This window comes from Kitasatospora sp. NPDC036755, assembly GCF_040636595.1.
GTDB lineage: Bacteria > Actinomycetota > Actinomycetes > Streptomycetales > Streptomycetaceae > Kitasatospora.
The window spans coordinates 1-9,947 of sequence record NZ_JBEZUT010000321.1 but is presented as its reverse complement, the minus strand read 5'-3'; the positions used below and the strand labels follow the sequence as shown (position 1 = coordinate 9,947).

The 9,947-nt window shown below is 75.4% G+C and carries 9 protein-coding genes; 4 read left to right on the top strand and 5 right to left on the bottom strand.

Features of this window, described 5'->3' with window-relative positions:
- Positions 1–348 (bottom strand): GntR family transcriptional regulator (locus tag AB0E96_RS33280; protein ID WP_359829524.1); only part of this gene is annotated, 348 nt, incomplete at its 3' end.
- Positions 349–528: 180 nt separating this feature from the next.
- Here AB0E96_RS33280 and AB0E96_RS33275 point away from each other — a divergent pair.
- The 3 genes from AB0E96_RS33275 (at position 529) to AB0E96_RS33265 (ending at position 5,109) form a co-directional block, all read left to right on the top strand.
- Positions 529–2,310: a 2-isopropylmalate synthase gene (locus AB0E96_RS33275; protein WP_359829523.1), complete on the top strand. Its 1,782-nt coding sequence runs from the start codon at positions 529–531 to the stop codon at positions 2,308–2,310.
- Between the two features lie 7 nt (positions 2,311–2,317).
- Positions 2,318–2,800, top strand: a complete 483-nt coding sequence (locus tag AB0E96_RS33270; protein ID WP_359829522.1) for a YbaK/EbsC family protein — start codon at positions 2,318–2,320, stop codon at positions 2,798–2,800.
- Positions 2,801–3,321: 521 nt separating this feature from the next.
- Positions 3,322–5,109, top strand: coding sequence for an ABC transporter ATP-binding protein (locus tag AB0E96_RS33265; protein ID WP_359829526.1), 1,788 nt, complete (start codon positions 3,322–3,324; stop codon positions 5,107–5,109).
- Here the strand turns inward: AB0E96_RS33265 and AB0E96_RS33260 are convergent.
- The 4 genes from AB0E96_RS33260 to AB0E96_RS33245 all read right to left on the bottom strand — a co-directional run bounded on the left by AB0E96_RS33260 (position 5,094) and on the right by AB0E96_RS33245 (position 8,632).
- A complete protein-coding gene (locus AB0E96_RS33260; RefSeq protein ID WP_359829521.1) occupies positions 5,094–5,738 on the bottom strand; it encodes a response regulator transcription factor in 645 nt (214 codons plus the stop codon). The two genes, AB0E96_RS33265 and AB0E96_RS33260, sit on opposite strands and share 16 nt — an antisense overlap.
- Complete coding sequence (locus AB0E96_RS33255; protein WP_359829520.1) at positions 5,729–6,892, bottom strand: histidine kinase; 1,164 nt, start codon at positions 6,890–6,892, stop codon at positions 5,729–5,731. Before AB0E96_RS33255 ends, AB0E96_RS33260 begins: the two co-directional genes overlap by 10 nt.
- Before the next feature lie 95 nt (positions 6,893–6,987).
- Positions 6,988–7,653 carry a DedA family protein gene (locus AB0E96_RS33250; protein ID WP_359829525.1) on the bottom strand — a complete coding sequence of 222 codons (666 nt, stop codon included), beginning with the start codon at positions 7,651–7,653 and terminating at the stop codon, positions 6,988–6,990.
- A 157-nt stretch (positions 7,654–7,810) separates the two neighbouring features.
- A complete protein-coding gene (locus AB0E96_RS33245) occupies positions 7,811–8,632 on the bottom strand; it encodes a nucleotidyltransferase domain-containing protein (RefSeq protein WP_359829519.1) in 822 nt (273 codons plus the stop codon).
- A 172-nt stretch (positions 8,633–8,804) separates the two neighbouring features.
- On the opposite strand from AB0E96_RS33245, the gene AB0E96_RS33240 reads away from it, so the two are divergent.
- Positions 8,805–9,947, top strand: a 1,143-nt coding sequence (locus AB0E96_RS33240) for a glycosyltransferase (protein WP_359829518.1), incomplete at its 3' end; no start/stop codon positions are given.

The window sequence follows — 9,947 nt, the reverse complement described above, 5'->3', positions numbered from 1 at the left end:
GTCCGCCTCGGTGCGGCGGGCGGCCGCCAGCCGGGCCGCCTGCACCTCGACCACCGTCCGCACCTCGTAGACGTGGGCCAGCTCGGCGCGGCGCAGCCGGGCGGCCCAGTCCCCGGTGGGCCGGTCGGCGGTGACGAACACCCCGGAGCCCTGGCGGCTCTGCACCATTCCGGCCGCGGCGAGGGTGCGCAGCGCCTCCCGGACGGTCGAGCGGCCGACGCCCAGCTCCGCCGCGAGCGCCACCTCGCCCGGCAGCTTCCCGCCCACCGGCCACCCGCCGCTCCGGATCCGCTCCTCCAACAGTGCGGCGGCCTGTTCGGCGAGCGGGGAGGGGCGGAGCACGGCCATCGGGTTCACCTGTCGGGTTGTCTGAGGACTTGGTCGTGGTTAGTCTACCCGGCATGCAGCCATGGACGCTCCCCGTGGGAGGCCTTCTTCTCGGCGGCCGCAGCGGGGCGTGACCGGACCGGCACCCCGCTGCGGGGCGCCGCCCTGCCGGTCTCCGGAACCCGTCGACGAGGACCGCCCATGCGATCGCCCGTACGCTTCCCGACCACCCTGCACACCCCCGCCGGGCCCGTCCCGGCCTCCGCCCCCGCCTGGAACCCCCAGCGCGGCGGCGCCATGCCCTCCCACCGCTACCGCCCCGCCCACGAGCGGGTGCACGTGCCCGCCCTGCTGCGCCGCTGGCCCGGCCGGCGGATCGAACGGGCGCCGCTGTGGGTGCCCGTCGACCTGCGCGACGGCAACCAGGCCCTGGCCGAGCCGATGGACCCGGCGCGCAAGCAACGGATGTTCGACCTGTTCCTGGCCATGGGCTTCAAGGAGATCGAGGTCGGCTACCCCTCCGCCAGCCGCACCGACTTCGACTTCGTCCGCCGACTGGCCACCACCCCCGGGGCCGTCCCCGAGGACGTCACCGTGGTGGTCTTCACCGCGGCCCGGGCCGACCTGATCGAGCGCACCTTCGAGGCCGTCGCGGGCCTGCCCCGGGTGGTCGTCCACCTCTACACCGCGACCGCGCCGCAGTGGCGGGACGTGGTCCTCGGCAAGGAGCGCGCCGAGCTGCGGGCGCTGATCACCGAGGCCGCGACGCTGATGGCCCGGCTCGGGCGGGGCCGGGACGGCCTGCGCTTCCAGTTCTCGCCCGAGGTGTTCAACCTGACCGAGCCGGACTACGTGCTGGAGGTGTGCAACGGCCTGACCCGGCTCTGGGACGCGAGCCCCGAGCGGCCCGTCGTCCACAACCTGCCGGCCACCGTCGAGATCGCCACCCCCAACGTGTACGCCGACCAGATCGAGTACATGGACCGCCACCTGGAACGGCGCGAGGCGGTCGTCCTCTCCGTCCACCCGCACAACGACCGCGGCACCGGTGTCGCCTGCGCGGAACTCGCCGTCCTCGCCGGTGCCCAGCGGGTCGAGGGCTGCCTGTTCGGCAACGGCGAGCGGACCGGCAACGTCGACCTGGTGACCCTGGCGCTCAACCTGCACACCCAGGGCGTCGACCCGATGCTGGACCTCTCCGACATCGACGGGATCCGGCGCACCGTCGAGCACTGCAACCGGCTGCCCGTCCACGAACGGCACCCGTACGCCGGGGACCTGGTGCACACCGCCTTCTCCGGCACCCACCAGGACGCCATCCGCAAGGGCCTCGCCCGGCACGCCGAGACCGCCGCCCGGCTCGGCGTCCCGGAGCGGGAGGCGCCCTGGACGGTGCCGTACCTGCCGATCGACCCGGCCGACCTGGGCCGGGGCTACGAGGCGGTGATCCGGGTCAACAGCCAGTCGGGCAAGGGCGGCATCGCCCACCTGCTGCAGACCGGGGAGGGACTGGAACTGCCCCGGCGGCTGCAGATCGAGTTCGCGCGGGTGGTGCAGGAGGCCACTGACGACAGCGGGCGGGAGATGACCGCGGCCGAGCTGTACGGGCTGTTCCGGGCCGAGTACCTGGACGCGGGCGGCGACCGGCGGTGGCGGGTCGGCGACGACTGGGCCGAGGTGGACGGCCGCCGGGGCAGCGGCGCCGGGCCGCTGGACGCGGTCGCCGACGCCGTGGGAGCGGAGATCCTCTCCTTCAGCGAGCACGCGGTGGGCCCCGGACGGGACGCGGTCGCCTACGTGGAGGCGCGGGTCGGCGGCGCCGGCCCGGTGTGGGGCGTCGGACGGGACGCCTCCGTGCTCACCGCCGGCGTACGGGCGGTGCTGAGCGCCCTCGGGCGCGCCCCCGGGTCCCCGGCCCGGATGTCCGGAGCGGGGGCCGGAGCCGGAAAACCGGCACCGGAGCCCCGGACGCGGAAGGCATGATGGGCCGATGAACTCCTCCCTCCCCACCCGCAGTCAGGCCGTCGCCGAGGCGCTGGCGGCAGCCGGCGTCCCGGGCGAGATCCGCGTCCTGCCCGACTCCGCCCGCACCGCCGCCGAGGCCGCCGCGGCACTCGGCTGCGAGGTCGGCGCCATCGCGAACAGCCTGGTGTTCATCTGTGACGGAGCGCCCCTGCTGGTGATGACCAGCGGCGCCCACCGCGTCGACACCGCCCACCTGGCACGGCAGTTGGGCACCGGCCCGATCGAACGCGCCACCGCCGCCCAGGTCCGCGAGGCCACCGGCCAGGCCATCGGCGGCGTCGCCCCGACCGGCCACCCGGCCAGGCTGCGCACCGTCGTCGACACGGCACTCGAGGCGTACGAGGTGCTCTGGGCCGCCGCCGGACACCCCCACACCGTCGTGCCGATGACCTACCGGGAGTTGCTGAACGTGACGAGCGGCGCACCCTCCACGGTGACGGACGAGTAGTCGCGAAGTCCGACCCGCTCCGAAGCTGCGAACACGCTCGGTGGGCGGATACTGGAGGAGTGGGGCGAACCGGACCGGGCGTCGCCGACAGGCCACCGGAACGGTGCGACCACGGGCAACGGCCTCCGGGTCCCGCGACCACGCCACCGGCGCGGGTCGCGACGGGCACACGGAGTGCCGACGCGACAACAGAGAGAAGCCGTGATGAGTTACTTCGGCCGTCGAGGAGACAGGGACCGTGGTTACGGGCGCGACCGTGACCGGGGCCGTGGCCGCAACCGCCGTGGACACCACCGTCGTCGTTTCGGCATGTGGTGACGGTGATATCCAGGACTGCGCACGGTAGTCCCGACTAGTGCGATCACAGGGGCCGGCGGTGCCACCGCCGGCCCCTCACCCTGGGGCCGTCACCGCCGCCGCACGGAGGGTGACGCATCGCCACTCCGGCACGGCGGGCCCGGGCCCCGAAGCGTCGCTCCCGGACCCCGGAACGACGTCCCCGAGAACAACGGGTCGTGGCCATGCGCGATGTGACGCCCCCGGGCGCCCGGGCGGCGGACGAGAACGACGACCAGGGGCCGGTGCCGGACCCGCCCGTCGTCCCGCTGCGGGAACTGGTCCGCCGGTTCTGGCCCTGGGTCCGCCCCGACGCGCGCTGGCTCCCGGTGAGCGCGGTCCTGCTCGTGCTCGGAGCCTTCGGCGAGGTCGTCTCCGTCTGGCTGTTCAAGGACCTGATCGACGACGTCCTCGTCCCCCGGCGCTTCGCCGACTTCTGGCCGCTCGCCGCCCTCATGCTCGGCGCGTCCGTCGCCGCCGCGCTCCTCACCTTCGCCGGCACCTACACCAGCACCAGGACCGCCGAGCGCTACATGCTGCGGCTGCGCACCGACACCCTCGCCCACCTGCACACCCTGCCCCCCGACACCCTGGAGGCCCGCTGGCGCGGCGACCTGGTGGCCCGGCTGACCTTCGACATCGCCGAGATCGAGCAGATGGTGGCCAGCGGGCTGGTCGAGGGCGCGGTCGCCGCGGTCAGCCTGCTGCTGTTCACCGGAGCCGCCTTCTACCTGAGCTGGCCGCTCACCCTGGCCGCGTTGCTCGCCGCCCCGCTGTTCGTCCTCTCCACCAGCCTGTTCGGGCGCCGCATCCGGCGCCGGGAACGGCAGGTCCAGCGCCGTGCGGGCGGGGTCACCGCGCTGCTGGAGGAATCCCTGCGCAACGCCACCGTCGCCCGGACCTGCGGCCAGGAGAGCCGTGAGGTCGAACGGGTCCACCGGGAGGGCAAGGCCCTGCTCGACGCCGAACTCTCCGCCGCCCGGGTCGCCGACCTCTACCAGCCCTTCCTCGGAGTCCTGCAACTGCTGGCCGGGCTCGCCGTGGTGGGCGTCGGCGCGCTGGAAGTCATCCACGGGCGGCTCAGCCTCGGCGGCCTGCTCGCCTTCGCCGCCTTCATGGCCCAGCTGTTCGAGCCCGCCCAACAGCTCGCCGCCCTCGTCCCGCTGGCCGGAACGGCCTGCGCCTCCGGCGAACGCGTCCTGGAACTGCACGACCTCACCAGCCCGGTGCCCGAGCGCCCCACCGCCCGGGACACCGGCCCGGTCCGCGGCCGGATCACCCTCCAGGGCGTGAGCGCCGGCTACCCGGGCGCCACCGGAACCCGCGGTCCGCCCGTCCTCGCAGACCTGGACCTCGACCTGCGTCCCGGCGAGACCCTCGCCGTCCTCGGGCCCAGCGGCAGCGGCAAGTCCACCCTCGCCAAGCTCCTCGTCCGCTTCCTCGACCCCCAGGCGGGCACCGTCCGCCTCGACGGGCAGGACCTGCGCGACCTCACCCTCGCCTCACTGCGCCGGGCGGTCACGCTGCTGCCCCAGCAGGCCCCGCTGTTCCACGCCACCATCGCCGACAACATCGCCTACGGCCGCCCCGACGCCCCACCCGCCGACATCGAACGCGCCGCCCGCAACGCCGGCGCCCACGACTTCGTCACCGCGCTCCCGGACGGCTACCGCACGGTGATCGGCGCCGACGGCTTCCAGCTCTCCGGCGGCCAGAGCCGGCGCGTGGCCATCGCCCGCGCCTTCCTGCGCGACACCCCCGTCCTGGTCCTGGACGAACCCACCAGCGGCCTGGACCCGCACACCGTCGAGCAACTCGTCCCCGCGCTGCGCCGCCTGATGGCCGGGCGCACCACCCTGCTGATCACCCACGACCCGGCCTTCCTGCCGCTCGCCGACCACGTCCTCACCCTCGGGCCGGGCAACGCCGCCGGCCGGGACGGCGGAGCGGCGGCCGGCTACGCGCCGAGGTAGTGCACGACGGCCAGGATGCGGCGGTTGTGGTCGGTGGTGCGGGGCAGGTCCAGCTTGTCGAAGACGGCGTTGAGGTTCTTCTCCACCGCGCTCCGCGAGATGTGCAGCCGCTGCGCGATCGCGGCGTTGGTCCAGCCCTGGGCGAGCGCCTCCAGGACGCCGCGCTCGCGCGGGGTGAGCCGGGCCAGCGGGTCGGTGCGGGTGGTGCGCACCACCAGCCGGCGCACCACCTCCGGGTCGATCACCGCCCCGCCCGCCGCGATCCGCACCAGGGCGTCCAGGAACTCCTCGACCTCGGCCACCCGGTCCTTCAGCAGGTAGCCGACCCGCTCCGCGCCCGAGTCCAACAGCCGGGCCGCGTAACCGCGTTCGATGTGCTGGGAGAGCACCAGGACCCCGACGTCCGGCCACCGCTCGCGGATCTCCACCGCCGCCCGCAGCCCCTCGTCGGTGTGGGTCGGCGGCATCCGGATGTCCACCACCACGACGTCCGGCGGCTGCGCCGCCACCGCGGCCGTCAGCGCCGCCGCGTCACCGACCGCGGCCAGCACCTCGTGCCCCTCCTCGGCGAGCAGGCGGACCAGGCCCTCCCGCAACAGGGTCGAGTCCTCGGCGAGGGTCACGCGCATGGCAGCTCCGCGGTGATGACGGTCGGGCCCCCGGCGGGGCTGTGGACGTGGAGGGTACCGTCCAGCGCGGCCACCCGCCCGCGCAGGCCGGTCAGGCCGCTGCCCGCCGGGTCCGCGCCACCGCCGCCGTCGTCCTCGACCCGCACCGTGAGCACGGTGCCGGCCTGCTCGACCAGGGCCGAGACCGCCGAGGCGCCGGAGTGCTTGGCGGCGTTGGTGACGCACTCCGACACCACGAAGTAGGCGGCGGTCCGGACGGGTTCGGGCAGCGGGCCGGCCACCGCGTAGCGCAGCCGCAGCGGGACGGCGCAGCGCTCGGCCACCCCGCCCAGCGCCTCCTCCAGCCCCAGGGTGTCCAGCGCCGACGGGTACGCCCGCCAGGCCACCTCGCGCAGCTCCGTCAGCAGGTCCCGCGCCTCCCGGTGCGCCTGGCGCAGCAGGGCCTCCGTCCGCTCCGGGTCCTGACGGCGGTCCAGCCCGCGCCGTGCCCGGCCCAGCAGCATCGCCAGCGCCACCACCCGCTGCTGCACCCCGTCGTGCAGGTCCCGCTCGATCCGCCGTCGCTCGGTGTCCACCGCCCGCACCACCGCGGCCCGGCTGTCGGCGAGTTCGGCGATCCGGTGGCGCAGCAGCTCCGCCTCGGACGGCCCGAAGCACTCCCGGGCCGTCCGGGCGTCCAGCGCGGCCAGCGAGAACAGGCCCTGAACGGCGAGGAACAGCAGCACCCCGCCGAGCAGCACCTGGGTCGCCAGTTCCTCCCAGCCCAGCGAGCCGCGCAGCACCCCGCCGACCAGCAGCACGGCCAGCGCCAGCCCGAAGACCAGCAGCCCCAGTACCACCCCGGCGACCAGCCCGCCGCCGCTGCGCACCAGCAGGTAGCGCAGCAGTCTGCGGTCGTCCGCCCGGTAGTGGCGGGGGAAGCGGTCGCCGAAGAACGCGCGGCGCCGGGCCCGTTCCAGGGCGGCCAGCCGGCGCACCCCGGACAGCAGGCTCGGCGCCGCGTACGGGCGGGTGCGCGGCCAGAGCAGGAACGGGCCCAGGGCGGCGGTCGCGAGGAGCAGGTACAGGGCGGCGAGCGCGGCGCTCGGGCAGCCGAGCAGAACTCCGGCGGCACGGCGCGGCCATGACGCGGTGTCCGTTCCCCTTCCCTGCACGGGGTCCGAGCTTACGGGGCCGGTCGGGCCGGTGGGGGCGGTGGGGGCGGTGGGGGCTTCCGGACCGGCGGGGCCGGTGGGCGCCGCGGGGCCGGTCACCGGGTGCGGCGGTGCTGGGCGGCGCCGTTGCGCCCGCGCCAGCGCAGCACGACGTACCCGGCCGCGGCGACCGCGACCACGGCCAGGACCGCCTTGGAGAACAGGCCGACGTACGTCTCCACCGAGTCCCAGCGGTCCCCGAGCAGGTACCCGGCCATCACCAGCACGCTGTTCCACACCAGGCTGCCGATCGTGGTCAGCATGACGAACGCGGGCAGCGGCATCCGCTCGACGCCGGCCGGGACGGAGATCAGGCTGCGGAAGATCGGCACCATCCGGCCGAGCAGCACCGCCTTCGTGCCGTGCCGGGCGAACCAGGCCTCGGTGCGTTCCAGGTCGGAGGCCTTGACCAGCGGCAGTCGTGCCCAGATCGCGTGCATGCGCTCCCGGCCGAACAGGGCGCCCAGCCAGTAGAGGACGACGGCCCCGGCGACCGAGCCGAGGGTGGTCCAGGTCAGCGCCGAGACCAGGCTGATCACGCCCTGGCCGGCGGCGAAGCCCGTCAGCGGGAGGATCACCTCGCTGGGCAGCGGCGGGAACAGGTTCTCCAACGCGATCGCCAGACCGGCGCCCGGCCCGCCCAGGGTGTCCACCAGGTGGGCCGCCCAGCCGGCGAACCCGTCGGCGGGCTGTTGGGCGACGGCGAGGACGGTGTGCGGCATGCGGGGCTCCAGGGTGGTCGGGAGGCCGGCGCTGGTGCGCCCGGCTCTGCCCTCCACGCTAGAAATCGCAGGTCAGTGGCGGTATGCGGGTTTCCGGCGAACCTCCTGCGGAAAACCGCAGCACCGCACGGTGCGGTTTCCCGCAGGGCGTCTCCTGCTACCCGGGCTGAGCGGACCGGCGGTCCAGGACGGCCGTCGTCTCCCGGGTCAGCTCCCGGGCCCGGGCGACGGTGGCCGCCAGCTCGTTCGCCGACCCGCCGGGCGAGGCGAGCAGACCGCGGGCGACCGTGCCGAAGTCCCGCGGCGTGTCCGGCAGCAGCTCCGCCACGGCCAGGGCGCCCTTCTCGTTGAGGCACCAGCGCCGGTGGTGGGCGTACAGGGCCTGGACGAGGATGCCGACGGCGCGGGAGAGGCAGAGCGAGACGTGCAGGACGTCGGCGCGCACGGCACTCTTCGCGGCCGTCTCCAGCAGGAACCCGGCCTCCCAGACGGCCGCGGTGAGGGCCTCGCGCAGCGGCTCCGGATAGTCGGCGGTCTGACGCTTCAGCCGCGCCAACTCCCCGGTGGGGTCGGCCAGCTGCTGTCCGAGGGCGATCTCGCCCGGGTAGCAGGGGGACCAGAAGCCGAGCGGGTGGCCGGCCTGCGTCCCCACCTCGAAACGGCCCTCCCGGCAGTCCGCCCACACCTGCCCGACCCGGTCGAGGTCCCGCAGGATCCAGTCCACGGCGACACCGTCGACCCGGAGCCACGCCCCGCCGTTCACCCAGGGACCCCAGCCGCCCGGGCCGGCCACCTCGACCTCCGGCCCGGCGAGTTCCCGCAGCGCGTCCAGGTCGAGGACGCCGCGGTAGTACACCCCGAGGTCCCAGTCCGACTCCGGCCGCTCCTCGCCACGGGCCCTGCTCCCGCCGAGCATCACCCCCACCACGCCTGGCACACGGGTGAGTTGAGCGGCCATGGACTCGATGATCGCGCGCATGGGGTGATTCTGGCAGGAGCTTCGTCCGGCAGGTGGCTTTTCCGTAGGAGGGCGTCCCCACTCCCCGCCACTCTCAACGTATAGCGCACGGGGGGCCTTGCCGCAAGGCCCCGGTGGTGCCGCAGAATCACCGGCTCAGGGACACGGAACCGGGGAGGACGGGGAGTTGGGCGTGCGAGTGGTGTTGTCGACGTACGGGTCGCGCGGGGACGTCGAGCCGATGGCCGCGTTGGCGCTGCGGCTGACGGAGCTGGGCGCCGAGGTGCGGGTGTGCGCGCCGCCGGACGAGGAGTTCTCGGCCCGGTTGGCCGAGGCCGGGGTGGAGCCGGTGCCGGTCGGGCAGTCGGTGCGCTCGCTGGTCAGCGGGCCGCCGCCGGCGCCCTCGGGCATCTCCGAGCGCGCGGCCCGGCTGGTCGAGCAGTTCCACGCGGCGGTGCTCGGGGCGGCCGCGCCGGGCGGCGCGGTGGTGGCCACCGGCCTGTTCCCGGCGGCGGCCGGCGCCCAGGCGGCGGCCGAGCGGCTGGGCGCCCGCTTCACGTACGCCGCCCTCCAGCCGACCGTGCTGCCCTCCCCGCGCCACCGGCCGTTCGAGTACCCGATGCGGCCGCACCCGCCGGAGGTGACGGACCCTCGGGAGCTGTGGGAGCTCGACGCGGCGGCGATGAACGCGCTGTTCGGTGCGGCGGTCAACACCCACCGGGCGGCGGTCGGCCTGCCCGGGGTCGACAACGTCCGGGACCACGTCCTCACCGACCGGCCGTTGCTGGCCACCGACCCGCTGCTCGACCCGTGGACGGTCCCGGCCGGGGCGGGATGGCCGGAGGCCGTGCAGACCGGAGCGTGGATCCTGCCGGACGCGCGCCCGCTGCCCGCCGAGCTGTCGGCCTTCCTGGCGGCCGGCGAGGCGCCGGTGTACGTCGGCTTCGGCAGCATGCCGCTGCGCGACCCGGCCGGTGCCGCCAGGGTGGCCGTCGAGGCCGTCCGGGCGCAGGGCCGGCGGGTGCTGCTCGGCCGCGGCTGGGCCCGACTGGCCGAGGTGGACGGGGCCGGGGACTGCTTCGCGGTCGGCGAGGTCAACCAGCAGGCGCTGTTCCCGCGGGTCGCCGCCGTCGTCCACCACGGCGGCGCGGGCACCACCACCACGGCCGCCCGGGCGGGCGTGCCCCAGGTGCTGGTCCCGCAGATGGTGGACCAGCCGTACTGGGCCTCGCGGGTGGCGGCGCTGGGCATCGGCGTCGCCCACGAGGGCCCGGCCCCGACCGCCGAGTCCCTCACCGCCGCCCTCGGCCGGGCGCTCGCCCCCGCCACCCGCGAG

What these genes read in the sequence shown, in the direction of transcription:
- AB0E96_RS33275 (WP_359829523.1), top strand. Translation starts at nt 529, where the DNA reads ATGCGATCGCCCGTACGCTTCCCGACCACCCTGCACACCCCCGCCGGG.
- AB0E96_RS33270 (WP_359829522.1), top strand. Translation starts at nt 2,318, where the DNA reads ATGAACTCCTCCCTCCCCACCCGCAGTCAGGCCGTCGCCGAGGCGCTG.
- AB0E96_RS33265 (WP_359829526.1), top strand. Translation starts at nt 3,322, where the DNA reads ATGCGCGATGTGACGCCCCCGGGCGCCCGGGCGGCGGACGAGAACGAC.
- AB0E96_RS33260 (WP_359829521.1), bottom strand. Translation starts at nt 5,738, where the DNA reads ATGCGCGTGACCCTCGCCGAGGACTCGACCCTGTTGCGGGAGGGCCTG.
- AB0E96_RS33250 (WP_359829525.1), bottom strand. Translation starts at nt 7,653, where the DNA reads ATGCCGCACACCGTCCTCGCCGTCGCCCAACAGCCCGCCGACGGGTTC.
- AB0E96_RS33245 (WP_359829519.1), bottom strand. Translation starts at nt 8,632, where the DNA reads ATGCGCGCGATCATCGAGTCCATGGCCGCTCAACTCACCCGTGTGCCA.